Origin of the sequence: Bradyrhizobium sp. 930_D9_N1_4 (assembly GCF_052076015.1) — a bacterium.
GTDB lineage: Bacteria > Pseudomonadota > Alphaproteobacteria > Rhizobiales > Xanthobacteraceae > Bradyrhizobium.
Genome location: NZ_CP197236.1, coordinates 2491255 through 2515734, shown reverse-complemented (window position 1 = coordinate 2515734; position 24480 = coordinate 2491255). Strand labels below are relative to the sequence as shown.

Genomic DNA, 24480 nt, shown 5'->3' with positions numbered 1-24480 from the left:
CAAGATCCCGTGCGGCTGATCCTGATCACATTGACGGCCCTTCTGCTCGCGAGCGTGGTGGGCGTCGGCGCGACCTGGATGACGACGACGCGCGGCACCGAGATCGGCGCGCTGACCATCGGCCCGTGGACCGCCCGCCCCCGCACCGGCACCGCCGATGTCGATCCCTATTCGCGCGCCACCATCGTGCGCAACGGCGAGCTGCCGATCGGCACCGGTGACGGCGTCGCCTTCACCGCGACCGCCGACGACAAGAAGAAGGCGCTGGACGGCCGCTGCGACGTCGTGGTCTCCGGCGTGACGCCACCGGCGCGGTTCTGGACGCTGACGCTGTACGACCGCAAGGGCCACCTCGTCGCCAACTCGCTCCAGCGCTACGGCTTCACCAGCCAGGAGATCGTGCGGCAGTCCGACGGCACCTTCGAGATCCGCATCGCCTCGCGCTCGCGCGCCGGCAACTGGCTGCCGACCGGCGGCATCGAGCGCTACGCGCTGATGCTGCGCCTCTACGACACCCCGGTCGGCGTCGCCACCCGCACCCAGCGCGATGCGCCGATGCCCACGATCAAGACGGTGGGCTGCTCATGATCCGCCTGCTGTTCACGATCGTCGCGGGTGTGGTGCTGGGCCTCGTGGTTCATCTCGTCAGCGTGCTGGCGCTGCCGCGGATCGCGACGCAGGACGCCTATTCGCGGCTGACGCCGATGACCAAGCTCAACGGCGTCACCCAGCTGCCGCTCGCCGATCCCAACACATCGCCGATGCCGTTCATGGACCCGGCCTTTGCGCTGGCGATCTGCCGCTATGACCTCACGAACGGGCCGATCAAGCTGACGGTGCCGGTGAGCCAAGCCTACACCTCGGTGTCGTTCTACACCCGCAACGAGATCGCCTATTACGCCATCAACGATCGCTCCGCCGGCAAGAAGGTGATCGAGCTCGACCTCATGACCGAGCCGCAGCACAACGAGCTGCCCGAGGACGAAGAAATCACCGCAGCCGACCGCCTGATCATCGATTCCCCGAGCACGACCGGCCTGATCGTGATGAAGGCGCTCGCCGCCGAGCCCGGTCTGATGCAGCAGGCGCAGGCGACGCTGACAGCCGCGACCTGCGGCCCGCAGACGGATGCGCCCGCCAAGGCCGAAGCGCCGCGCGGACGGCGCTGACACGCGAACGTTTCAGCACGCGCAAAACAAAAAGTACGAAAACAACCCCATGCACAGTAGCGATGGTGCTGGAATCATTGGGCTCTTCCGCTGTCATTGCGAGCGCAGCGAAGCAATCCAGTTTTCCTTCGAGCAAGACGCTGGATTGCTTCGTCGCAAGGGCTCCTCGCAATGACGGCGGAGCGAGCAGTTTGACTCGTCGGGCAAAACAGGGGCATACTGGGATCGTCGAGAGTTCGTCACACACCCGCGCGGAGCCATCCGTCGCGGGTGTTTGCATTTGGGAGCAAGCATGCTCACGCTCGCTGCTTTTCCGGCTGCGCCAACCGCGCCCACGACAGCGCGAAAGGACCTACCGCAATTCCGGCTGCGAGCACGACGAACGCCAGCAGCCAGCCGTTCGCGCTCTGCGGGCCGCCAGCCGCGTCGAGTGCTGCGCCGGTTCCCCAGGCCCCGAGCGCTGACAGACCGAAGCCGACGGTCGAATGCAAAGCCAGAGTTGCACCACGATGTTCGGAGACGGCGGCCGCCGACATGCCGGCGGTCAACGCGCCTGAATCAGCCGGGACGGTCAGGCCGTAGGCGAGCAGCAGCAGCGCGAGCACCCATGCCGGAGCGGTCGCGTTGAGCCCGATGACTAGTGCAACGCAAGCTGACGCGATCATCACCATCGTGATCGCCCGATGGCGGCCGAACTTCAGCGCGGCTTCGTTGCCGAGGATGCTTGCGGGCATCGAGATCACCGCGAAGCAGAAGCTCAGCACGACGGGGCTGAGCCACGACGGCGCGCCCTGATGCGCGATCACGAAGGTCCAGAATCCGACCAGCCAGGTGCGGATGCCGTAGAGCTCGAAGCAGTGGGCGCCGTAGCCGAGAATATATCCAAGCGCCTCGCGGTTGGCGAAAACGGGCGCGAAGTTCAACAGGCGCCCCGCCTTCGGTGCGGGCCGCTGCGCCTGCATCAGGAGGCACGCGATGACCATGGCGATGGGACCAAAGCCGGTGACGACGAACGCGCTTCGCCAACCCCATTTGTCAGCGATGATTTGGGCCACCAGAAATGAAAGGCCGACGCCGACCGAGAAGCTCGACGTGTACAGCGTGACGGCCCGTGAGGTGTCGCCGGCGGGAAGCCGGTCCGTCAGCGCCTTCAATCCCGGCATGTAGGCGCCGGCAAATCCAAGCCCGGCAAGAGACCAGATCGCGGTCGCCGACCAGAACCCTTGTGCGAAGATGCCGAACGCTGCTGTCGCCAGCCCGCTCAGTATTGAGCCGCAAAGAAGGACGATCCGTGCGTCGATCCGGTCGGTCAGCGTCGTCAGCACGGGCACGGCAAGCATGTATCCGAACGCATAGCCGCTCGCCATCAAGCCGCCCTCGGCGGCGGAGAGGCCCCATGCCGGCATCAGATGCTGCGCCAGATTTGCGGACAAGGTCACATGCGGCAGCAGATTGCCGACCTGGCCGAGGCACATGACGGCAATCAGAGACCGACCGCTGAGGTTACGAATGTGCGCCTCCGTTGCGAGGCTTGGGCAAGAGCGATAGCGCAACAAAGGCAGAGGTCGAGGCAAGGACCGTGATCCACAACGCCTGGCTCCCCACGTGCTCCACCATCAGCCCCATCACGAGCGGCGCGAACGCGCCAGTGGCGCGCGCGGGAAGCGATATGACACCAACGCGTTTGCCAAATCCGGCAGGACCAAACAACGCGAGCGGCAAGGTCCCGCGAGCGATAGTGACGATGCCGTTTCCCGCGCCATAGAAGATCGCGAAAACCGGCGCGAAAACAGGACCGCCCAGGATCAATGTGATGACGCCAATCGGGTTCATGAGGGTGGCAAGTCGCGCCGAGACCAGCGGATGATAGCGTGCGAGCCATCCCGCTTCCAGCAGACGCGCACCGACCTGGGCGGGACCAACCAGCGCCGCGGCAAACAGCGCAGCGGCCGGCGTCGCACCGAGGGACACCAGCATCGTCGGCAGGATTGCCGAAAGACCGGAACTGACAAAGCCGACAGCGGCAAACATGTAGGCCAACACGACCATCGCGAACGTTTCGCTGCGACGGGAGACCCCCTCCGCTTGCGCGGCGGGCGGCACCTCCAACCCTGACGGCACCACGCGGGGCAGAAACAAATTGAGCGGAAGCGCCATCGCGATGTGGATGAGAGCCCAGATCTGGCACGTGGCCCGCCAGCCGAACTCATCGTACAGCAAGGTCGAGAGCGGCCAGCCGATCGTGCTGGCGAAGCCCGCGATCAATGTGATTCCCGTGATGGACTTCCGCGCACCGGTGCCATAGATGCGCGCAAGCGTGGCGAATGCCGCCTCATAGAGACCCATGCCCATGCCGATACCGAGCAGCACCCACGCAGCGACCAGCACGGCGACATTGTGAGCCGCAGACAGCATGAGCAAGCCGACCGCGAAGACAAAATTCGAGATCGCAAGCAGACCGCGCCCGCCAAACCTGTCAATGGCGTGCCCGACGCGGGGCCCAAGGAGCCCCGAGATGATGAGCGCACCCGAGAGCGCACCGAACACGTAAGTCGGCGAGAGATCGAGCTCCCGCGCGATCGGCGCGGCGAGGATGGCGGGGAGATAATAACTCGACGCCCACGCGATGGTTTGCGCCGTGCCGAGCGCGAGCACGACGGCGAGCGGGCCTCCAGCCTGGCCCGCAAGAACCTGCCTCATGAACAACCACACCCCGAAGCACCGGCCTGCTTCGCCGTCTCGTCGGCGGCGCAGCAAGCCGACAATTCCTCCTTCGCCGGTCCACCGCAACATCCCGGTGCGGCTTCAGCCGATTCGACACCGCCGCGCGTGCAAACGCCGGTCTCCGGCAGTACGAGTTCGACTCGCGCAGCCGCCTCCTTGTCGCCGGCGAGCTCCGCCGCGATCGAGCGAACCTGCTCATAGCCCGTCATCATGAGGAAAGTCGGCGCGCGGCCATACGACTTCATGCCGGCCATATAGAATCCCGGCTCGTCATGCGCGAGCTCGCGGGCGCCGTGCGGGCGCACGGTCCCGCAGCTATGTTCGTTGGGATCGATCAGCGGCGCGAGAGCGACCGGCGCCTCGATGGCGGGATCGAGTCGCAGACGCAGCTCGGAGAGGAACGAAAAGTCGGGACGGAAACCCGTCGAGACGATCAGTTCGTCGGCGATCACGCTTCGCGCTCCACAACAGGAGCCGGCCGCGATCTTGAGGCGACCTTCGGATTCAGAGAGGTGCGTGACGCCGAACCCGGTCTCGACCCTGATCCTGCCGGAGGCAACGAGCGCGGCGAAGGCGCTGCCGAGTTCGCCACGTGCGGCGAGTTTATCGTTGCGGCCACCGCCGAAAGCCTTGGCGGGATCGGCCCCGCGCAAGAGCCAGACGGGTTGCGTGCCGGGCATCTCGTCGGCGAGACGGACGAGATCGATCAGCGTGCCCACCGCGGAGTGGCCGGCGCCGAGCACCGCAACGGTCTTCCCGGCATATCTTGAACGACCGGCCCCCCGGACGTCCGGCATGCCGTAGGCGATGTGCTCAGCGCATTCACGCTCGCCGATCGCCGGCAAGCCATTGCCGCCAGCGGGATTGGGGGAGAACCATGTGCCCGACGTATCGATGACGGCGTCCGCGCGCAGCACCTCGGGTCCCCTGCCGTTCTGATAGCGGATCTCGAAAGGCGCCAGCTCGCGTCCTTTTGTCTTGGCCTTGTCGAACCCGGCTCGGCTGATGGCGGTGACGCGGCTTGAGGTCCGGATCGCCTCGCGAAGCGGTGTGCGTGTTGCGAGCGGCACGAGATATCGATCGATCAGTTCGCCTCCGGTCGGATAGGACTGGGGGTCGGGTGAATTCCAGCCCGTCGGCGCAAGCAGGCGCGCCGATGCTTTATCGATATTGTATTCCCACGGCGAGAAAAGCTGGACGTGCTGCCACTGACGGACAGCGTGTGCGGCTTCGGGGCCGGCCTCGATAACGATCGGAGACATGCCGCGTTCGAGCACATGGGCGGCGGCTGCCAGACCGACCGGCCCTGCCCCGATGATGGCCACCGTCTTCTCACGCATTCGAATTCTCCCATTCTTCTAGAATCATCGAATAAACGAAGTCGAAAAGATCACGCCGCCGTCTGCGCGCCCTTGCATCCGACTTCGTCCGCACAGCACTCCGCCGCGAGAAAATCGACCAGCCCCTGCATCGCATCGAAGTTCGCGTGGCAAACCAGGGTTGTGGATTCCCGAACCTGATTGACGAGGCCGACGGCAACCAAGGCCTTGATGTGATGCGACAGCGTCGACGCCGGGATTTTCAGCTTTTCCTGCAGACGGCCCACAGGCATTCCCGAGTGCCCTGCCCGAACCAAAGCCCGATAAATCTGAAGCCGGGTTTGATTGCCCAGCGCTTCCAAACGTGCAGCGGCGTCAGCGATCTTCATGACAGCAACGGTGCGCCCCTTCGCGGGGGCTGTCAACTATATTTCTAGAATATTCGAAATAACGCCGAGCAACTCCTGATTGACACGCCCACTATAATTCCATAAATCCGGATATATGGAAACTGAAGAAGCCGTCCTGGCGCTTGCCGCCCTCTCCCAACCAACCCGTCTGGAGGCCTTCCGGACCTTGGTCAGGCACGAGCCCGACGGCCTTGCTGCCGGCGACCTTGCCCGCCTGCTGGAGGTGCCCCAGAACACGCTCTCGGCGCATCTGTCGATCCTGAGCCGCGCGCGTCTCGTTTCGTCGGAACGGCACAGCCGCTCGATCGTCTACCGCGCCAACCTCGCCGAATTCCGGGACATCGCGGTCTTCCTGCTTCGGGATTGCTGCGGCGGGCGGCCTGAGGTTTGTGAGCCGGTCGTCGCGACCCTGCAAGCCTGCTGCTCGCCAAAACGGAAAGAGCGGGCACGCTGATGGACAATTTCGATCTCTCGCGACGCCTCGCAGCCGAAGCCCTCGGCACCGGCATTCTCGTCGCCACCGTCGTCGGCTCCGGCATCATGGCGGAAACGCTGACCAGGGACGTTGCACTCGCGCTTCTGTGCAACACACTGCCAACGGGAGCCATACTGGTTGTGCTGATCACGGTGCTCGGTCCGATCTCCGGCGCGCACTTCAACCCCGCAGTCACTCTCGTCTTCACCGGCAAACGCGAGCTGCCGGTGAACGAGGCTGTGCTTTACGTGGTCGCGCAAATCGCCGGCGGCATCGCGGGGACAATGGCTGCGCACCTGATGTTCGGACTCCCCCTGCTCGACCTCTCGACCAAGGTTCGAACGGGAGGGCCGCAATGGTTGGCCGAAGCGGTCGCCGCTTTCGGGTTGATCGCAACGATCCTGGCCGGCATCCGCTTTCAGCGGACAGCGATCCCCTGGCTGGTCGGCCTCTACATCACGGCGGCGTATTGGTTCACTGCGTCCACCTCATTCGCCAATCCAGCGGTCGCCATTGCGCGGTCACTGACGAACACGTTCTCCGGCATTCGTCCCACCGACCTGCCCGGCTTCATCCTGGCCGAGCTTTGCGGAGCATTCGCCGGGTTACTGCTGATGAATTGGCTGCTCGGAAACCCGAAGGCCCGCCACCCTGTTGCTGTTACGGAGACCCCGCGATGAGCGTCACGATCTACCACAATCCCGCCTGCGGCACCTCGCGCAACACGCTGGCGATGATCCGGCAGAGCGGCGTCGAGCCTGTCGTCATCGAATACGTCAAGTTTCCGCCATCACGCGAAACGCTGAAAGAACTGATCGCAGCCATGGGAATTTCCGCTCGCGCATTGCTGCGCGAGAAGGGTACGCCCTACAAGGACCTCGGTCTCGACGACCCCAAATGGTCCGATGACGAGCTGATTGACCAGATGCTCGCGCATCCCATCCTGATCAACCGGCCGATCGTTGTGACTGCGAAGGGCACCCGGCTGTGCCGCCCCTCCGAAGCCGTCATCGATCTCCTCGACAGGCCCCTCGGCCGCTTCGTCAAGGAGGACGGCGAAGTGGTCGAAGCGCGATAGAGCTCGACCTGATAGAGAGTCCCAGCGCCTAGCCTTTCGTGGCGGGTCGGGGCGGCACCGGTAGAATGATTTCGGAAGCGATCTTCCAGTCCTCCCCGACGCGAAGCCAGTTGATGATCATGAGAAACGGCCTGGCCGTTCCATCTTGCCCCGCATAAGAGACCGTGATGTTCATCGGCACATAGGACTCCGCGACGTCACGTGTCAGGCCGACAACCCGGAGTTTCGAATAGTCCGGCTCGAGCACGACCGGACCGGAACTGCCGATATCATGCAGCTTCCGGTCAACCGCCTCGTTGCCCCAAAAGCCGGCCCAGTTTCCCTCGGATGGGATCGCGCTCTTCGCGACCAACAGCGTCGAGGGCGATTGCCAGAACATATCATGCAGAGCCTGGAAATCATGCCTGTTGGCCAATTCCATGAGCGTGCCGAATTTTGACTTGATCGTGCTCAGCGTAGCAGAGTCCAGCGGCTCCTGCGCGATCTCGGGCGACGCGGCTACAGCGCCGGAGGAGAGAGCCGATGCCATGAGAATAGCAAGAAATAACCTATTCACGCAGAATTCCCTTCGGGCTTTCGAACTGTTGGTGTGGCGGCGCATCTCGCCGCCCTGCGCGCATGGCAAGAGATACGCATTCAATCGTCGAGAGCGTCATCTGAATGTTTCAGACCGGCGCATTCGCGCAGCAAGGTCGTTACCTTCGCGTCCAGATCCCGGGCGACGGCAAGGGCCTGCGAGTTGCCATAACGCAGCAGATAACTCTCCATCTGGTCGTAAGAGAGATGTACGCCATCGGGACGTTCATCGATCAAGACCGTGACCGGAGCGTAAGATCCGGCATCGGGCACATGCTTGACCATCTCTTTCATGATGAGCGGATTGCCGATGACAAATCGCATTACTTTGGGTGTACTGGCCCCGGTTTCGCGACGCAGGATGTCGCCCAAATCGTATTCCGCGAAGAGCATCAGGCCGGTGCGGCCGAGGCCGCTTCGCACGATGCGCTCCAAATCCCGGAAGTCGTTTGTCGCCCGGGTCGCCTTGAAAAATTCGCTCATGTCCGGCTGCCCGACCGCCGACTTCAGCGAAGCGACGACAGCCTCGAACGATTTTGAGCTTGTGACGCTGAAGCGTTCGACTTCGACTTTCGCGATCGTCATTGCATCCTCCGTAACACTCTCATGGACATGTGCGCCCGACCGCATCGGAACGCGCCGGGATCACGCAGCGATGGCCTCTGCGTCCAGGAAGGTCCTGACGTGACTGACGAACATCTCGTGATGCTGAAACAGGGCGCCATGCCCTGAATCGGGATAAAGCGCCAACTGCGCGTTGCTCAGATGCTTGAACATCACGTAGGCATTGTCCGCGGGCAGCATGGTGTCGTGGCTGCCGCTGACCACAAGAACGGGCTGACGGATGGCGCGCAGAATCTCATGATCGGGATCAGGCGTTGCGCACCAGGTGATCAGCGCTTTGGCTTGCGGATCGGTGACGGCATTGCCGTTATCCGTGTCCCGATCGTCCTTGCGCACCTTCGTCCGCTTCAGGAAGGCCAGGCCGGACGACCGGCTTGGGTCGGACGTGGTGAAGAACAGCGGCAAACGCGGGTCCGGGGCATCGGTTTGGGAAAACGCCTGTTGCAGAACCATCAACAGGTGCTCCTCTCCGCCTTTCGGCGCGGTGCCGACGAGAATGAGCTTGCGCACCAGCGCTCCGTGCTCGGAGGCAATCTGCTGGGCGACGCAGCCGCCGAGGGAAAAGCCCAACAGATCCACTTTGGACAGGCCGAGCGAGTTGATGAAGTCGACCGCGTCCCGCGCCATCGCCTCGACGTTGTCGGGCGTTTGGCCCGTCGAGCGACCGACCCCGGCATTGTCGAAGGCGATCACCGGGCGATCGGCGGCAAGGGCATTGACGACCGCGGGATCCCAGGCATCGATGTTGCCCGAGAAGTGCTGTAGCAGCACCAGCGGCGTTCCGGTCGAAGGTCCGAGGCGGCGATAGGCGAAGCGGGCTGCGCGACCTTCGATGTAGCGCGTGGGTGTCGTTTCGAGCGTTGCTGCGTCCCGGCTCGCTGTGTCGAGTAGAGTCATGTCGTTCTCCGGATGCTTGGCACAATGGGGGGCATTGACCGCGATGCTTCTTCCAGGATGTCGCTGGGCGCCAACGTCGCTGGTTTGGGTCATCGCGGCCGATGCGTTCTGCATGCGTGGAGCGCGCGTGCTCCCGGCGCGAAAGCGCCGGGAGCAACACCGTCACTTCGCGAGGGCGGCCTTTTCAATCACCGCGGCGACGTCCTTGGCATGAACGACGAGCGAAGCATGGCTGCCGGCGACTTCGGTCGTCTGCGCCTTCATACCGGCGGCGAAAAGCTTCTGGACCTCGGGTGCGATCACCTTGTCCTTGGTGCTGATCACGTAGAATGTCGGCTTGTCGTGCCAGGCGGCCGTATCGACCGGTGCCTCGAACGCCATGTGGTTCAGCGGAAGCTGGTGGTTTGCCAGCGATTCCGCGATCTCAGGGGGAAGGTCGGCCGCAACCGCGGACGGAAACACCTTGGGATCGATGTAGAGGTTGCCCTTGGCGTCGGGATGAATCGCAGCGGTGCCTTCGGTCGCCGGACCGCTCTTGGCGAGCGTCGCCAGAGATTGTCCGACGTCGGGTGCGAAAGCGGAGACGTAGACCAGCGCCGAGACCTTGGGATCGTTGCCGGCCTGCGTGATCACCACGCCACCCCAGGAATGGCCGACGAGGACGGTCTTGCCGTTCTGCTTCGCCAGCGCCTGTTTCGTGGCATCGACGTCAGCGGCAAGCGAGGTGAGCGGATTTTCGACCAGCGTGACGTTGTAGCCCTTCTTCGTGAGAATATCGGCAACCGGCTGCCAGCTCGTCTGGTCCACGAACGCGCCGTGCACGAGCACGATATTGTGGGCGGCGCCCTTGGGCAGTTCGGCGGAATTGGCGGAGGCGGCCAATGTCGATCCGGCGAGAAGAACGGTGGCGGCTGAGAAGAGGAGATTTCGCATTAATCGATCCTGTTGGCGTGTCGGACGAATACGGTCCGGGGGAATGGACAGGCGTTTCCAATAAAGCCGCGGTTCTTCCATCTGCCGTTGGCGAATGGTCGCCGCTCATGACGTCGGCCCGCCGCGCCATGACCTATTCCGCAGCCCCTCCGGACGATAGAGATCAATCGTCCGGATGTTGTGTCCAATCGTCCACCGGTCTAAGCTCGGCGGCATGGATATTCTCGCTCAGGTCCTCGATCGGGTTCGCCTCGGCGGGACGCTGCTCTTCCACTTCGAGCTGGGCCATCCCTGGCACCTCGAGTTGCCGGCACGCCCCTACGCCCTGTTTCACTATCTGAGCAAAGGCTCCGCGACCCTGGTCGTCGAACAGGGACAGGCCATCCAGATGACCGAGGGCGATTTTGTCGTCGTCACGCACGGCGCGCCCCATGTGTTTTATTCGGATCGCCGGGCCAAGCCTTTGCGGATCATAGATATCGACCGATCGTCGCCGCTTCTCGGCGTCGTTCGTCACGGCAAAGGTGCAGAGCCGCTCTCGACCATGATCTGCGGCAATTTCACTGTGTCACGGCCGATGTTTGGTGGTGTGCTGGAGCTGCTTCCGCCTGTGCTCCTGCTGAAGCCGACGATTGACGGCGGCTGGCTCGAAGCAATCCTGCGCCGCATGGTCAGCGAGTCCGCGCTGGAGCGCCCCGGCCAACGCGTCGCGCTGTCACGGCTGACCGAAGTGCTCTTTGTCGAGGTGCTCCGAAACTGGATCGCGTCTCTCCGTCCCGGACAGGGCGGCTGGCTCGGGGCCATATCTGACCCGCATATCGGACCGGCGCTCAAGCTGATCCACGAAAACCCGGAGCGGCCCTGGACCCTGAGCGATCTCGGCCAAAGCGTCGGGCTCGGCCGCTCGGTGTTTTCGGCGCGCTTTACCAAGCTCGTCGGCCAGTCGATGCACCGCTATGTGATCGAGCGCCGGATGGCCGAAGCGGCGTTCCTGCTGGAAACCAGCGACGAACCCATTGCACGGATTGCCAGCCGCGTGGGCTACGAGACAGCAGCGGCGTTTTCCAAGCTGTTCCATCGATATCACGGCCTATCGCCTGGACGGTACCGAACAGCCAGACAATCCAGCAGCGGTGAAAGCCAAGCTGACATTCCGGAAGCAGCTGTCGATTGACCAGCTGAAGTCAGCATCGTTTGTCATGTACTAGCGTTCCTCGGTCGGATGCACCCATTTATACGGCGTGATGCTTCGCACGGCCGTCAGCTTGATCATGTGGACAGGCGGAGCATAACGTCCCTTCCGGCATGACCGGCACTTCAGCGACGCTTCCAGCTTCCAGATCGGCGTATCGCGGGGACGACGGATCGCATCGAGCGGCAGGCTTGCGCGCGTCTTGCACCTGTTGCACTCGACCTCGAGCCAGCCCATGCCGCCGTTGATGCATTGCCCGATCGTCGGCGACGGCTGCGAGGGACCGCCGTAGCCTTCCATGCGGACCGACCAGGCTTCGGCCTCGGCGCGATCGGCTTCACGAACGGCCTTCTTCGCCTCTTCGCGGGCGTGCTTGGCGGAAATCTCCGCCCCCATGATCCGGCCGCTCCAGATGACCTCGCGTGATTTCGTCCCCATGGCCGCCATCAAAGCCGTGCTGGACGGCGCTGGCAAATAATCGATGGCTAGTAGGTCGGATCCACAATTCGATACTGCGTGTCGTGGGTGTGGACAACTGACAATGCAGATTCCCTCTCGAAGCACCGACGACCCAGGACCGGGAAGCTTTGACAGGTCGGGCAAACCACTGGCAGAATGACATCGTGGGGACGAAGCAGACTCCCCGTGAGACCCCGGTCCAAGCTCTGCGCAGCACGCCACTCGTGGAGCTTGCGCATGACCACCGAACGACACTCCTCTCTTCCAAAGACGATTGCTATCCTCTCACGCGGCGACGCTGCCGCACGGGCGGACGCGACAGCGCAGAACAGCCGTTTCGTCCGCGTCTTCGAAGCACTCGCGGCTCTCGGCATCGACGCCCGGCCGGTGATCTACGACGAAATTTTTGCCGGCACCGTCCGCGATCAACTGCTCGCCGTCGACGGCGTGCTGGTCTGGGTCGATCCGATCCATCAGGGAAAGACGCGCGAGGCGCTCGATCCGCTGCTGCGTGACGTGGCAGCGCAGGGACCATGGGTGAGCGCGCATCCCGATGTCATCCTGAAGATGGGCGTCAAGGAGGTGCTCTATCGCACGCGTCATCTGGGCTGGGGCGCCGACACGCATCGCTATGACACCAACGCCAGCCTCCGCGCCGAGTTTCCCGCGCGCCTTCGGACGAACGGCCCGCGCGTGCTGAAGCAAAATCGCGGCAATGGAGGCCAAGGCGTCTGGAAGGTGGAGGCGCTTCCCAACGCCATGGTTCGCGTGCTCCACGCACAGCGCGGCAGCGTGCCCGAGGACATGCTGCTCGAAGCCTTCATCGCGCGATGCGAACCTTATTTCGGCTGGGGCGGCTGCATCATCGACCAGGCATTTCAACCCCGCCTGCCCGACGGCATGATCCGCTGCTACATGAGCGGCGCCAACGTCGCAGGCTTTGGGCAGCAGAAGATCAAGGCGTTGATTCCGCCGCCGCCGGAGGGGCCTGATACGCCTGAAGCGCAACCCGGCCCGCGGATCATGCACGGACCCGATGCCCCGCAATTCCAGACGCTCCGGAGATCGATGGAGGACGAATGGACGCCGCAGATGATGGACACGCTCGGTATCGATGACACCTCGCTGCCGGCGATCTGGGACGCGGACTTCCTGTACGGGCCGCGGGATGCGGCCGGCGCCGACACCTACGTGTTGTGCGAGATCAATGCGAGTTCGTGTTTTGCCATCCCCGAGGACGCACCGGCGGCCATCGCACGAACGGTGCGGCAACGCCTCTTGCAGAGCCACGTCGCCGGTTCGCTCGGATAGCAGAACAGGAACGCATTCACGGGGGCCGCACCGTCAGCGCTGCGGCCTCCGTCACTCAGATCTTCGGAATCTTCGCCCGTTCCACCACGCCGGTCCATTTGGCGATCTCGGTCTCGATCAGCGCCTTCATCTCCGCGGGCGAGCTGCCGCGGACTTCGCCGCCAACGGCGGTTTCCAGGCGCTGCTTGATGTCGGGGTCCTTCAGCACCTCGAGCGTCGCTGCATTGAGCGTGGCCATGATGGCGGGCGGCGTGCCCTTGGGCGCCAGGAGGCCGGCCCAGGTCCGCACGTCATAGCCCTGGATGCCGGCCTCCTGAACCGTGGGGACGTTCGGCAGCAGGGCGGTGCGCGCCGGCGAGGTCACCGCGAGACCGCGGATCGCTCCGGCCTGGATCTGCGGGGCGAGCAGCACGGGCGTGCCGACGATGACCGGCACCTCGCCGCCGAGCAGCGCGGTGACGGATTGGGAATCGCCGCGATACGGCACGTGCACGATCTCGATTCCGGCGGTCGCGTTCAGCAGTTCGCCGGCGAGGTGATGTGTGCTGCCGAAACCAACCGATCCGAAGCTGAGCGCGCCGGGCTTCTCTTTGGCCATGGCGATGAGATCGGCCAGCGATTTTGCCGGAGAGTCGTTGCGCACGGCGATGACGAGCGCGTAATAGACCAGCGTCGAGATCATCTCGAAGCTCTCGGCCGGCTGGTAGGCAAGGCTCTTGTAGGTCGCCGCGGAAATCGCATGCGCCCCGGTGACGAGCCCGAGCGTGTAACCGTCGGGCGCGGCTTTCGCGACGGCATCCGCGGCGATGTTGCCGCCGGCACCGGGCTTGGCCTCGACGATGATCGGCTGCCCGAGCTTCTTCGAGAGCCCGTCGGCGATGATGCGCGACAGCGTGTCGGCCGCGCCGCCGGCCGCGAATCCGTGCAGCAGGCGGATCGGGCGCGACGGGTAAGTGTCGGCCGATGCCGGGCCGGTCGCGAGACAACCACCAAGCAGAAAAATGGCCGCAGCAAGCCGCTTCATCCCAAGCATGGATGCTTCTCCCTTTTGTTTGTTATGTCCTTGGCCGCAACGGAGCGGCGTTCTTCAAGTCGTATCCGAACTACCTAGCGCGCGAACTCCGTGCATTCAGGCGATGGGGCCATGCCCCAGACGTCGCGCGGCAGGCCGACCCAGATTTTGGGCCGCTGCGGACGATCGCGATGCCAGGGACGGGGCTCGAAATAGCCGAGCTCCTCATCGCTCATGCGGTCGAGATCGCAAAACAGCTCGACCAGATGTCCGTCGGGATTGCGATGGTAGATCGCGGTGTTGTGCCCGGGGCCGTGACGCACCGGTCCCCAGAGCACGGGCAGCTTGTGCCGCGCGAGATGGTCGCAGGCCTGGTGCATGTGGGCGGGGCCGCGCAGCTCGAACGCGAGATGATGCAGGCCGCGATCGAGCGCGCGGGCGAAGTTCAGCGTGTGATGCTCGAAGCCGCTGCGCATGAAGACGAAGCGGTCCTCGATCCAGTCGGAGACCCGCAGACCCATGACGTTGGCGTAGAACTCCGAGGCCGCCTGCGGGTCGGGCGTGCGAAGCGCGACATGGCCGAGCTTGCTGACGGCGAGCCCTCCGATCCGCTCCTGCGCGGGTGTCGGCGTCCAGCCCTGGATCAGCTCGAAGCGCGTGCCGTCGGGATCGGTGAACGAGAGCAGTCTCGAAACGCCGGGCAGAGGATCGCTCTGAAGCTCGGGGCGCAAATCGGCCTGCTTGAGCGCAGCGCCCAGCGCTTCGATCTGGACGTCGGGGGATATCTCGAAGGCGATGCTCTTCAGCGCCGCAGCCCCTCGCTCGATCACGAGTGAGAGCTGCTCGCAATCACTGGCGAGAAAGATGCGCTCTCCATCGCGGGCAATGAGACCAAGTCCGATCACGCCGCGATAATAGTCGAGCAGCCGCTCCGGATCGGGCGAGGCGAAGGTCGCGTGCCGCAGCCGGGTGAAGCGTGCGATGGGTGCCTGTGTCGTCATCGTGCAGTCCATCCCCTCATGGAATCATGATGATCTTGCCGAGCGCGGAGCCCTGCTCGAGCAGCGTGTGGGCTTTCCTGACCTCGTCGAGCTTCAGCACCGCCGAGATCGCCGGCTTGATCGCATTGCGGCCCAGCGCATCGATCACGCTGCGCATCAGGGCACGGCGGCCGTCGCGATCGTGGTCGTAGATGTGGAAGGAGAAGCAGCGGATCGCCGGACAGATGTCGAGATGGTCGCGCATCGCCGCCATCAGATTCTCTTCCGGCAAGCCGGCGAAGGCATTGTAGGACAGCAGCGTGCCCCATTTGCCGAGCGCGCCGAGATAGCCGGTGAACTCGGGCCCGCAGACGTGATCGAGCACGAGGCCGACGCCCTCGCCCTTCGTGAGCTCGCGCGTCCGCGCCACCACGTCCTCGCTTCGGTAGAAGATGGTGTGATCGGCGCCGTTGGCCTTTGCGAACGCGGCCTTCTCGTCGGTCGAGACCGTTCCGATCACGGTCATCCCGGCGAGCTTTGCCAGTTGCACCAGCGCGGTGCCGACGCCGCCGGCAGCGCCGATCACCAGCACGCTTTTCGGCGCGCGCGGATGGCCGCACTCCTGCAGCAGCGCCTGGGCCACCTGGTAGTTCGAGAGACATACGGCCGCCTGAAGATCGACGTGGTCGGGCAGCACGTGGATGGCATCCGCGGGCGCGACCACATAATCCGCGTAACAGCCGCCGCGCTGGGACAGATCACGCGCGCTCAGCAGCACCTTCTGCCCGACGGCAAAGCCTTCGACGCCCGGCCCGAGCGCCGAGATGCGGCCGGCAACATCGTTGCCCGGATTGGCCGGCAATGGCGGCATCCATTTGTAGACGCCGCGCCGGATCAGCACGTCGGGCTGTCCCACCCCGAACGCCTCGGCCCGGATCTGCACCTGCCCGGCGCCCGGCGCGGGCACCGGAAACTCGACCAATTCGAGTGCATCCGGCCCTCCCGGCTGACGCACCAGCACTGCCCTCATGACTTAACCTGCTCCCCAGACCATATTTTCGAAAATCATACCGATTACGAAAATTATTGCAAGATGGTCCTTGGCGCGGCATGTTGAGGCATCGATTCAACGGCAGAGACGATGCCTGACAGCGCCATTCGCCCCCGCAAGGAATTCGGCAAGACCATCGCCGCCGACATCACGCATCGACTGCGCGAGGAGATCATCGCCTGCGGCCTGGCGCCGGGCGAGCCGCTGCGGTTCGACGTCCTGCGCGAACGGTTCGGCGCGAGCTTCACGACGCTGCGCGAGGCGCTGACCGCGCTCACCGCCGAAGGGCTGGTCGATGCCCAGGAGCAGCGCGGGTTTCGCGTCGCGCCGGTCAGCCGCCAGGATCTCGTGGAGATCACCGACGCCCGCGTGCTGATCGAGGTCGAATTGATCCGCCGCTCGATCGAAAAGGGCAATGACGACTGGGAAATCGCCGTCATCTCCACACTGCATAGATTGAAGCGAATCGAGCAACGCGATCCCGAGCACCCCTTGCGCGATCCCGAATGGAAGATCGCCCATCGCCAGTTCCATCAGGCACTGGTGTCCGCCTGCGGCTCCGCGACGCTGCTTTCCATTCGCGCCGAGCTGTTCGACCGCGCCGAGCGCTACCGGCACCTCTCGGCCAATTTCCGGCCGCGGCCGCGCGACAAGGCCGGCGAGCACCAGGCGATCATGCAGGCCGCGATCTCGCGCAACGCCGATCTCGCCGTGCAGCTGATCGAGACGCATATCCGATCGACCTCCGACAACGTCGCCAAATACGCCGGCCATCTGCTCGACGCCGCATAGGCCACGCCGGCATTTTTCTGCGGGGGCTTGCGCCCGGTCAAATTTTCGAAAATAATACGTTTATCGAAAATGATGACCCTAGGGGCGAAACCATGAAGCTGCTGTCGTTCTTGGACGGAAACCGGGAAAGCTGGGGAGCCGTTGTCGAAAACGGTGTGGTGGATCTGGCCCGCGCCCTGCCCCAGTATCCGACGCTTGCGGACTTCCTCGGCAGCGACGACTTCGCGCGCCGCACGGCCATCGTCGCCGGGCAAAAGCCCACACTGGCGCTCGGCGACATCAAATATCTGCCGGTGATCCCGCGGCCGGAAAAGATCGTCTGCGCCGTGCGCAATTATCTCGACCACCACAACGAAGCCGTGGCGTTCGGCATGAAGCGCGAGATCACGGAGTTTCCGCCGATCTTCCTGCGGGTCTGGCGCTCCCAGGTCGCGCACAACGCGCCGGTGATCCGGCCCAAGGTCTCGGACAATTTCGACTGGGAAGGCGAACTCGCCGTCGTCATCGGCAAGGGCGGCCGCCACATCAGCCAGGCCGATGCCTGGAGCCACGTCGCCGGTTACTCGATCTACAACGACGTCAGCGTGCGCGACTGGCAGCGTCATGCCCAGCAGATCGCCTCCGGCAAGAATTTTGTCGGCACCGGCCCGTTCGGACCGTGGTTGGTGACGCCGGACGAGATCGGCGATCCCACCAAGCTGAAGCTCGAGACGCGCGTCAACGGCGTGGTGGAGCAGTCCTCCGACACCTCGATGCTGATCTTCTCGATCCCGCGGCTGATCGAATATTCATCGACCATCTTCGACCTCGTCCCCGGCGACGTCATCGCCACCGGCACGCCGGCCGGCGTTGGCTTCACCCGCAAGCCGCCGGTCTTCCTCAAGCCCGGCGACGTGGTCGAGGTCGAGATCGAGAATATCGGCGTGCTCCGTAATCCCGTCGTGGCCGAGGCCTAGGTCCGCGCATGTCCCACGACATCCGCAAGACCACGCTCAGCGTCGAGACGATCTGGCACGAGCGCGGTCCCCGGCTGGACAAGCCACTGCTGATCGGAACCGCCGTTGCGGTGATCCGCAATCCCTTCGCGGGCCGCTATGAGCCTGATCTGATGCCGTTCCAGGCGTCCTTGCGCGAGCTTGGACGCGAGCTGGCGAACGCGCTGATCGCGCAGCTTGGCGGCGCGTCGCAGATCGAGGCCTATGGCAAGGGCATCATCGTGGGCGAGGACGGCGAGCTCGAGCATGGCGCCGTCTGGCACGAGGCTGGCGGCCACGGCATGCGCGAGGTGCTCGGAAACCCCAAAGCGATCGTTCCGGCGGCGAAGACCATCGGCGGGGCCGGGACGCGGCTGATGGTGCCGCTCGGCCATATCCACGCCGCCTATGTCCGCAGCCATTTCGGCACCGCGGAGATGACGCTGTGGGATGCGCCAAGGCGGGACGAGATCGCGTTCGGCCTGGTGATGGCGACCGGCGGCCGCCCTCACGCACGCATTGGGGGCCTCAAGGCGTCCGAGATTTCCGTACATGACGGGCAGCGCTGACAATGTGGCGCGCACTCAATGCGTCCCGCAGCGGCAGCTCTCGTAGTCCACGGGATCGTGGCTGTTGACGATCCTCACGCGGTCGCCATGGTTCAGCTTGAGCGCGCGCAGCCGCGCCTGGTTGGCGATCCGCATGCTCTGGTCCATGTCGCCCTTGCGCTGGAAATAGCCGAGCATCAGCGGCATGCGCGGCGATGCGTCGAGCTGGCCGTGGTGGAAATAGCTGTCTCCGGCATGCAGCAGCCATCCGTCACCTGATCGCACCGCGATGCCGCAATGGCCGAGCGTATGGCCGGCGAGCGGGATCATCAGGATGTCGGCTTGCTTGTCGCCGAGCGCGCGCACGCCCTTGAAGCCGAACCAGTCCTCGCCGGCCTCGCCATAGAATGACCAGCCCGGCCCATGGCTCCACTGCGCCGTGACATAGCGCCCCACGGGCGGCGCGGGCTTGCGCAGCACCGCCATGTCGTATTCGGCGCGGTGGACGTGGATCGCCGCATGCGGAAAATCAGGTACGCCGCCGGCGTGATCGCGGTCGAGATGCGTCAGCAGCACATGGCGGACGTCTTGGGGTGAATAGCCGAGCGCCCTCACCTGCTCGACCGCGGTCTCCGCGGGATCGAGCCTTGGCGCAGTCTGACGCACCCATCGGCGCCCGAGCCGGCCGGGCGTGGCGATATCGCCAAGGCCGATGCCTGTGTCGACCAGGGCAAGTCCGTCACTGGTCTCGACCAGCAGGCAATGACAGACCAGCCGGGCGCGCTGGAACAGGCCGCCGGTGCCGTTCACGAGACGGCGGCCCATCGGGCACATCGTGCCGGTGTTGAGATGGTGAATCTTCATCGCGCGTCCCTGCTGTTGTGACGGACGCGTTCTTGCCATTACGCAATCCATAGGTAAAACATTAGATATCAATAGTATCTCTAGGCATATCCTATGGACATTCGCGAGCTTCGCTACTTCGCCGCCGTCTACCGCGAACGCAATCTGACCGCCGCGGCGCGCGCCTGCTTCGTGTCGCAGCCGTCGATCTCGACCGCGATCACCCATCTGGAGGCCGAGCTCGGCACCACGCTGTTCATCCGGCACAAGAAGGGCGTCGCGCCGACGGCCTCGGCCGAACAGTTTCATGCGCTGGCCCGCCGCATCATCGACGAGACCGATGCCGCGCGCAGCCTGTTCAAGAAACCTGCGACCCGGACCAATGTGACGCTCGGCCTGATGCGCACCCTCGACCTGCCCCGGACGATCGCGCTGCTCAAGCCGCTGACCGCGCGCAGCGACATCGCGCTGCGCCTCGTCGGCCACGACGAGCGCGCCGATGCGCGGATCATCTCGAAGAGCATGCTGCGCGCGGACGAGCATTTCGTCGCGCTGTGGAGCGAACGCTATGTCGCGGCGCTGCCGCCGTCGCATCCACTGGCGCTCAAGGAAAAGCTCCGCGCCGCCGATCTCGCCGGCGTCCCCTTGATCGACCGCTGCCATTGCGAGCAAAGCGAGTTCTTCGGACGTAATGCGCAGCGAAGGCAGACCGCGGCGATCGCGCAGTCGGAGGACTGGGCCATGGCATTGGTCGCCGCCGGAATCGGCATCGCCATCGTCCCCGAGGGTGTGGCACGCGGCAATCCCGACGTCGCCGTGCGCGAGCTCGAGGTCAAGGTGAAGCGCGAGGTCGGCCTTGCCTACCGCGCCTCGGTGCCGCTGGCGGATGCGTTGAAGGACTTTGTCGGCAAGCTTCAGAAGCAGCGACGCAAGCCGGACCGGACCAGGGCGCCGCGCAAGCCTCGCAAAACCGGCGGGCGTTAGCGCAGCGTTATCGCCACATCAATAATGCTCGCAGAGCCACCAGAACGTGTAGAGTGCATATCCGACGGGTGTATTTGCCCAAGATTTGGACAGGTTAATGGAATTTGCGTTGCGGCCAAGCTTTGCGCTCTCGCTTCTAGGGCGTTTCGCGCTGACCGGGCCGGATGGTGCCGTCGACCTGCCCAACAAGAAGCTCTCGGCCCTGCTGGCCTATCTCGCATGCTCGGCGCCGGCGCCCCAGTCGCGCGAAAAGCTCGCGACGTTGCTGTGGGGATCGCATTTCGATGCGCAGGCCAAGCAAAATCTGCGGCAGGCGCTGTTCAAGCTCCGCCAGCTCTTGGGCCACGAGGCGCTTCTGAGCCAGGGTGAACTCGTATCGCTGAATTCCGCGACATTCGCATGCGACGTTGCGGAATTCGAGGCCCTGATGCGCGAGGGAGACCGCGAAGCGCTGGGCGCTGCGGCCGATCTTTACCGGGGACGCTTCCTCGACGACGTCAGCATCAGGGAAGACGGCTGGGGCGAGTGGCTGGAAGCGGAGCGCACGCGGCTTCACGAGCTTGCCCTGAATGCCATGGTCGAACTCGGCAAGGCGGAGTTTGCGGCAGGGCATATCGAGCAGTCCCTGAAGGCCGGCCAGCGCGCCCATACCCTCAACAATTTTCGCGAAGATGCGCATCGGCTCATCGTGCAGGCGCTGTCCGCGACGGGACGCAAGGCCGAGGCGCTGAAATTCTACCAGGACATCACAGCACTGCTGAAGCGCGAGCTCAACACCGAGCCCGACGCCGCCACAAAACTGCTCGCTGCGCAGATCCGCAGCACGCGACAACATTCCGAAGCAATTCAACCCGAGCACGCTGCATCCCCGGCGGCCTTGCGGATTTCGCAGACCGCGGCACCGGATACGGGCGGCCTCGAGCAGCGCCACCTGACCATCCTCGTCTGCAAGCTGGTCGGCTCGCTGTCGGACCGGTTCGGCATGGAGGACGTCCACGATCTCATCGCCGCCTTTCACAGCACAGCTGCCGAGCTGGCGAGGCAGTTCGGGGGATTCGTCGCGCATTACCAGGGCAACGGCGTGCTGGTGTATTTTGGTTATCCGGCGGCGCACGAACACGACGCCGAGCAGGCCGTGCGCGCCGGACGCGCCATCCTCGACGCCGTCGCCACGCAGGATGTCTCGCCCAGCGTGACGCTTCAGGCCAGCGTCGGGATCGCTTCGGGACTTGTCATTGTCGGCGAGAAGACCACGGCCGGTGATATCAGGCAGCATATCGCCATCGGCGATGCGCCGAACCTCGCGGCGCGCTTGCAGGCGGTGGCGGCCTGCGGCGAGGTCGTGATCGCAGACGGCACGCAGCGTCTGGTCGGCCCCATTTTCAAATGCCGCGCCTTCGGTGCCGTCGAAGGCAACGGACTGCCGCCGCTGACCGGGTGGAAGGTCGACGGCGAAGCGGCTTCCGCCGGCCGCTTCCAGGCACGACGAGGAGCCGTGACATCGCCACTTGTCGGGCGACAGGACGAAATGGGGCTGCTGCAACGGCGGTGGGATCAGGCGAAGCACGGCGAGGGACGCGTCGTGCTTCTGTCGGGCGAACCCGGCATCGGAAAATCCCGCATTGCCGAAAGTCATCTCGACCGGACCGCAAGCGAGCCCCATACGCCTGCGCGCTACGCCTGCGCGCCACACCATGCGCATAGTCCGCTGCATCCGTTCATCGAACAGCTCAGGCAGGTTGCACGGTTCGAGCCCGGCAGCGATACCGCTGCGAAACTGGAGCGGCTCGCCGGCCTTCTCAATCCCTTCACCGAGCATGTGGCTCGCGATGTGGCGCTTGTCGCGGAGCTGCTGGGTGTCGCAACAGACGCAGATGATCCGGCGCCGGACCTCACGCCCGAACAAAAGCGCGAGATGATTTTCAGCGTGCTGCTGCACCAGCTCGAGCACGCAGCCGCGCAGTGCCCCCTCGCGATCCTGTTCGAGGACGTTCACTGGATCGATCCGACCTCGCTCGACCTGCTCGACCGGATCGTCGCGCGCATCGCCGCTCTTCCGGTGATGCTGATCGTGACGTTCCGGACTGAGTTTCAGCCGGCCTGGATCGGCCAGCCGCACGTCACGATGCTGCCCCTCAGCCGCCTCGGCCGCGCCGACAGCGCCGGCATCGTCAGCAATATCGCGCAGCAAAAACATTTGCCGGCCAGCATCGTAGACCAGGTCGTCTCCCGTACCGACGGCGTGCCGCTGTTCATCGAGGAACTCACCAGCGCGCTTCTGGAAAGCGGCCAGTTGCAGGAGACGCCGGACGGCTATCTGCGCGACGAGCCGCTGCCACCACTTGCGATCCCGATGACGCTGCAGGCCTCGCTGGCCTCGCGGCTCGATCGACTGGGCACAGCGCGGGACCTCGCCTTGATCGGCTCGGCGATCGGACGGGAGTTCTCCCACAAGCTCGTGGCCGCGGTGTCGGGCTGGCCGGCCGGCGAACTCGATGCAGCGCTCGAGCGGCTGTTGAGCTCCGGACTCATCTCGCGGCGCGGAACAGCGCCTGACTCCAGCTACACGTTCAAGCATGCGCTGGTGCAGGACGCCGCGTACACCACCATGCTCAGGAAACGGCGGCAGCAACTGCATGCCGCCATCGCCGGCACCCTGCTCGAACGTTTCCCGGCACTGTCGGAAAGCCAGCCCGAGATCGTCGCGCATCATTTCGACGAGGCCGGACTTGCGCGCGAGGCGATCGACCGCTGGACCGAGGCGGCGCGGCTGGCGCGGGCCCACTGGGCCAATCGCGAGGCCGTCGCGTTTTTCGAGCGGGCCTTGCGCCTCATGGTTCAGCTGCCGGAAAGCGACGAGACGCTGGCGCTGGCCATCGATGTCCGCCTCGAACTGCGATCCATCCTGGCGCAGCTTGCCGAGCCGCGGCGGGCGCTCGATTGTCTGCGCGAGGCCGAAGCGCTGACTGAGCGGTTGAACGATGATCGCCGGCGCGCGCGCATCTACGCGCTGATGACCAACGCTCACACACTGCTCTGCGAGCTGGACGAGGCCCTGGCATCAGGGAAGCGCGCGCGCGCGGCCGCCGATCGCCTCGGCGATTTACGTCTCCAGATCGTCGCTGCGACCTATCTGGAACAGGTCAATTACTTCAGGGGCGACTACCGCGAGGTGGTGACGCTCGCGACCGGAAATCTCGCGGCGCTGCCGGACGAATGGGCCCTCGAATCCTTCGGCATCGAGACGCCGCCCGCCGTCTACGACCGCGGCTGGCTGATGATGAGCCTCGCCGAGCTCGGCCGGTTCGACGAAGCGGCTGCGCCAGCGCAAGAGGCGATCCGTGTCGCGACGGCAACCGAGCGCGCGCATCCGATCGGCTGGGCCGATATCAGCATCGGCACCGCTCACTCCCTGAGGGGCGAATGGGCGAAGGCCCGTCCCTTCCTGGAACGTTCCACCGCGGTCAGCAAGAAGGGCAATGTCGGCGTGCTCTATCCTTCGCTCGCCGCCTGCCTGACCTGGGTGCTGGCGCAGCTCGGAGAGACCCGCCAGGCGCTCGGCTTGCTTCAGGAGGGTGAGCTGCTGCTCCAGCACCATGCGGAGACCGGATATGTCGGCCTTCTCGGCTGGCTGTACATGCGGCTTGGCCGGGCCGCGTTGGTGCTCGGACGCGTCGATGATGCCGATCGCCTGGGCCGGCGGGCGCTCGGCGCCTCACTGCGCCAGCCTGGATTTGCGGCGCATGCGCAGCTCCTGCTCGGCGAGGTCGCGATCCACCCGGACCGGTTCGATGCCGACAAGGGCGAAGCGCATTTCCGCGAAGCGCTCGCGCTGGCCGAGACGCTGGCGATGAATCCCGTGATTGCGCACACCCGCCTCGGGCTTTCGACGATCTTCCAGCGGACGGACAGGCCGGATCAGGCGCGCGAGCAGTTTGCCGCCGCGACCATGATGTACCGGGGGATGGGAATGGAGTTCTGGCTACGGCACGCCGAGATTATCGATTTTCGGCAAGAAATAACGCGCCAGTAACGCTGGACTAACGTCACCAATGACGCACGCCGCTCTATCCTTCGATTGAGGGAGCGATCGCACAAGCATGCACTTGGTCGCACCCTCGGAATGAGG

25 protein-coding genes are annotated in these 24480 nt (G+C 64.7%); 12 read left to right on the top strand and 13 right to left on the bottom strand.

What is annotated here, in order from left to right:
• Nucleotides 1-9 precede the first annotated feature (9 nt).
• Entirely contained in the window at nucleotides 10-588 is a 579-nt protein-coding gene (locus AB7532_RS11655; protein ID WP_441234933.1) for a DUF1214 domain-containing protein, read from the top strand.
• Nucleotides 585-1169 carry a DUF1254 domain-containing protein gene (locus tag AB7532_RS11650; RefSeq protein ID WP_441234932.1) on the top strand — a complete coding sequence of 195 codons (585 nt, stop codon included), beginning with the start codon at nucleotides 585-587 and terminating at the stop codon, nucleotides 1167-1169. Before AB7532_RS11655 ends, AB7532_RS11650 begins: the two co-directional genes overlap by 4 nt.
• Nucleotides 1170-1465: 296 nt before the next feature.
• Here AB7532_RS11650 and AB7532_RS11645 read toward each other — a convergent pair whose 3' ends face one another.
• From AB7532_RS11645 to AB7532_RS11630, 4 genes are read right to left on the bottom strand one after another with little or no spacing between them, the layout of a single operon-like run.
• The gene (locus tag AB7532_RS11645; RefSeq protein ID WP_441234931.1) at nucleotides 1466-2644 is read right to left on the bottom strand and encodes an MFS transporter; all 1179 of its coding nucleotides are present in this window, start codon (nucleotides 2642-2644) and stop codon (nucleotides 1466-1468) included.
• Nucleotides 2645-2672: 28 nt separating this feature from the next.
• Nucleotides 2673-3869, bottom strand: a complete 1197-nt coding sequence (locus AB7532_RS11640) for an MFS transporter (RefSeq protein ID WP_441239247.1) — start codon at nucleotides 3867-3869, stop codon at nucleotides 2673-2675.
• The gene (locus AB7532_RS11635; protein WP_441234930.1) at nucleotides 3866-5233 is read right to left on the bottom strand and encodes an NAD(P)-binding domain-containing protein; all 1368 of its coding nucleotides are present in this window, start codon (nucleotides 5231-5233) and stop codon (nucleotides 3866-3868) included. The genes AB7532_RS11640 and AB7532_RS11635 overlap by 4 nt, the downstream gene beginning before the upstream one ends.
• 50 nt (nucleotides 5234-5283) lie before the next feature.
• Nucleotides 5284-5601 carry an ArsR/SmtB family transcription factor gene (locus tag AB7532_RS11630; RefSeq protein WP_441234929.1) on the bottom strand — a complete coding sequence of 106 codons (318 nt, stop codon included), beginning with the start codon at nucleotides 5599-5601 and terminating at the stop codon, nucleotides 5284-5286.
• Between the two features lie 115 nt (nucleotides 5602-5716).
• Between AB7532_RS11630 and AB7532_RS11625 the strand changes: the two genes are divergently transcribed.
• The 3 genes from AB7532_RS11625 to arsC are packed head-to-tail and all read left to right on the top strand — an operon-like array spanning nucleotide 5717 to nucleotide 7175.
• A complete protein-coding gene (locus AB7532_RS11625; protein ID WP_441234928.1) occupies nucleotides 5717-6076 on the top strand; it encodes an ArsR/SmtB family transcription factor in 360 nt (119 codons plus the stop codon).
• The gene (locus tag AB7532_RS11620) at nucleotides 6076-6777 is read left to right on the top strand and encodes an aquaporin (protein WP_441234927.1); all 702 of its coding nucleotides are present in this window, start codon (nucleotides 6076-6078) and stop codon (nucleotides 6775-6777) included. The genes AB7532_RS11625 and AB7532_RS11620 overlap by 1 nt, the downstream gene beginning before the upstream one ends.
• Nucleotides 6774-7175: an arsenate reductase (glutaredoxin) gene (gene arsC, locus AB7532_RS11615; RefSeq protein WP_441234926.1), complete on the top strand. Its 402-nt coding sequence runs from the start codon at nucleotides 6774-6776 to the stop codon at nucleotides 7173-7175. The genes AB7532_RS11620 and arsC overlap by 4 nt, the downstream gene beginning before the upstream one ends.
• Before the next feature lie 28 nt (nucleotides 7176-7203).
• On the opposite strand, the gene AB7532_RS11610 is transcribed toward arsC, so the two are convergent.
• The 4 genes from AB7532_RS11610 to AB7532_RS11595 form a co-directional block, all read right to left on the bottom strand.
• The gene (locus AB7532_RS11610; RefSeq protein WP_441239246.1) at nucleotides 7204-7704 is read right to left on the bottom strand and encodes a hypothetical protein; all 501 of its coding nucleotides are present in this window, start codon (nucleotides 7702-7704) and stop codon (nucleotides 7204-7206) included.
• Nucleotides 7705-7811: 107 nt separating this feature from the next.
• Nucleotides 7812-8336: a DUF302 domain-containing protein gene (locus AB7532_RS11605; RefSeq protein WP_441234925.1), complete on the bottom strand. Its 525-nt coding sequence runs from the start codon at nucleotides 8334-8336 to the stop codon at nucleotides 7812-7814.
• Nucleotides 8337-8396: 60 nt separating this feature from the next.
• Entirely contained in the window at nucleotides 8397-9272 is an 876-nt protein-coding gene (locus AB7532_RS11600) for an alpha/beta fold hydrolase (RefSeq protein ID WP_441239245.1), read from the bottom strand.
• A gap of 162 nt (nucleotides 9273-9434) precedes the next feature.
• A complete protein-coding gene (locus tag AB7532_RS11595; protein ID WP_441234924.1) occupies nucleotides 9435-10205 on the bottom strand; it encodes an alpha/beta hydrolase in 771 nt (256 codons plus the stop codon).
• Nucleotides 10206-10419: 214 nt separating this feature from the next.
• Between AB7532_RS11595 and AB7532_RS11590 the strand changes: the two genes are divergently transcribed.
• Nucleotides 10420-11379: a cupin domain-containing protein gene (locus AB7532_RS11590; protein WP_441234923.1), complete on the top strand. Its 960-nt coding sequence runs from the start codon at nucleotides 10420-10422 to the stop codon at nucleotides 11377-11379.
• A 30-nt stretch (nucleotides 11380-11409) separates the two neighbouring features.
• Here the strand turns inward: AB7532_RS11590 and AB7532_RS11585 are convergent, their stop codons facing one another.
• A complete protein-coding gene (locus AB7532_RS11585) occupies nucleotides 11410-11835 on the bottom strand; it encodes a hypothetical protein (RefSeq protein ID WP_441234922.1) in 426 nt (141 codons plus the stop codon).
• Between the two features lie 258 nt (nucleotides 11836-12093).
• Here AB7532_RS11585 and AB7532_RS11580 point away from each other — a divergent pair, with 258 nt between their 5' ends.
• Nucleotides 12094-13167, top strand: coding sequence for a Cj0069 family protein (locus AB7532_RS11580; RefSeq protein WP_441234921.1), 1074 nt, complete (start codon nucleotides 12094-12096; stop codon nucleotides 13165-13167).
• A gap of 55 nt (nucleotides 13168-13222) precedes the next feature.
• Here the strand turns inward: AB7532_RS11580 and AB7532_RS11575 are convergent, their stop codons facing one another.
• The 3 genes from AB7532_RS11575 to AB7532_RS11565 all read right to left on the bottom strand — a co-directional run bounded on the left by AB7532_RS11575 (nucleotide 13223) and on the right by AB7532_RS11565 (nucleotide 16189).
• On the bottom strand, nucleotides 13223-14200 hold the full coding sequence (locus tag AB7532_RS11575) for a tripartite tricarboxylate transporter substrate binding protein (RefSeq protein ID WP_441234920.1): 978 nt from the start codon (nucleotides 14198-14200) through the stop codon (nucleotides 13223-13225).
• A 74-nt stretch (nucleotides 14201-14274) separates the two neighbouring features.
• Entirely contained in the window at nucleotides 14275-15180 is a 906-nt protein-coding gene (locus AB7532_RS11570; protein WP_441234919.1) for a VOC family protein, read from the bottom strand.
• A 16-nt stretch (nucleotides 15181-15196) separates the two neighbouring features.
• Nucleotides 15197-16189: a zinc-dependent alcohol dehydrogenase family protein gene (locus AB7532_RS11565; protein WP_441234918.1), complete on the bottom strand. Its 993-nt coding sequence runs from the start codon at nucleotides 16187-16189 to the stop codon at nucleotides 15197-15199.
• A gap of 111 nt (nucleotides 16190-16300) precedes the next feature.
• Between AB7532_RS11565 and AB7532_RS11560 the strand changes: the two genes are divergently transcribed.
• The 3 genes from AB7532_RS11560 (at nucleotide 16301) to AB7532_RS11550 (ending at nucleotide 18545) form a co-directional block, all read left to right on the top strand.
• Nucleotides 16301-17002 (top strand): FCD domain-containing protein, encoded by a 702-nt coding sequence (locus AB7532_RS11560; protein WP_441234917.1) that lies wholly within the window; start codon nucleotides 16301-16303, stop codon nucleotides 17000-17002.
• A 92-nt stretch (nucleotides 17003-17094) separates the two neighbouring features.
• The gene (locus tag AB7532_RS11555) at nucleotides 17095-17958 is read left to right on the top strand and encodes a fumarylacetoacetate hydrolase family protein (protein WP_441234916.1); all 864 of its coding nucleotides are present in this window, start codon (nucleotides 17095-17097) and stop codon (nucleotides 17956-17958) included.
• A gap of 8 nt (nucleotides 17959-17966) precedes the next feature.
• Nucleotides 17967-18545 (top strand): amino acid synthesis family protein, encoded by a 579-nt coding sequence (locus AB7532_RS11550; RefSeq protein WP_441234915.1) that lies wholly within the window; start codon nucleotides 17967-17969, stop codon nucleotides 18543-18545.
• A 15-nt stretch (nucleotides 18546-18560) separates the two neighbouring features.
• On the opposite strand, the gene AB7532_RS11545 is transcribed toward AB7532_RS11550, so the two are convergent.
• The gene (locus AB7532_RS11545) at nucleotides 18561-19388 is read right to left on the bottom strand and encodes an MBL fold metallo-hydrolase (RefSeq protein ID WP_441239244.1); all 828 of its coding nucleotides are present in this window, start codon (nucleotides 19386-19388) and stop codon (nucleotides 18561-18563) included.
• Nucleotides 19389-19481: 93 nt separating this feature from the next.
• Here AB7532_RS11545 and AB7532_RS11540 point away from each other — a divergent pair, with 93 nt between their 5' ends.
• Nucleotides 19482-20351, top strand: a complete 870-nt coding sequence (locus AB7532_RS11540) for a LysR family transcriptional regulator (RefSeq protein WP_441234914.1) — start codon at nucleotides 19482-19484, stop codon at nucleotides 20349-20351.
• Nucleotides 20352-20448: 97 nt separating this feature from the next.
• Nucleotides 20449-24384: a BTAD domain-containing putative transcriptional regulator gene (locus AB7532_RS11535; protein WP_441234913.1), complete on the top strand. Its 3936-nt coding sequence runs from the start codon at nucleotides 20449-20451 to the stop codon at nucleotides 24382-24384.
• The last annotated feature ends 96 nt before the right edge of the window (nucleotides 24385-24480 follow it).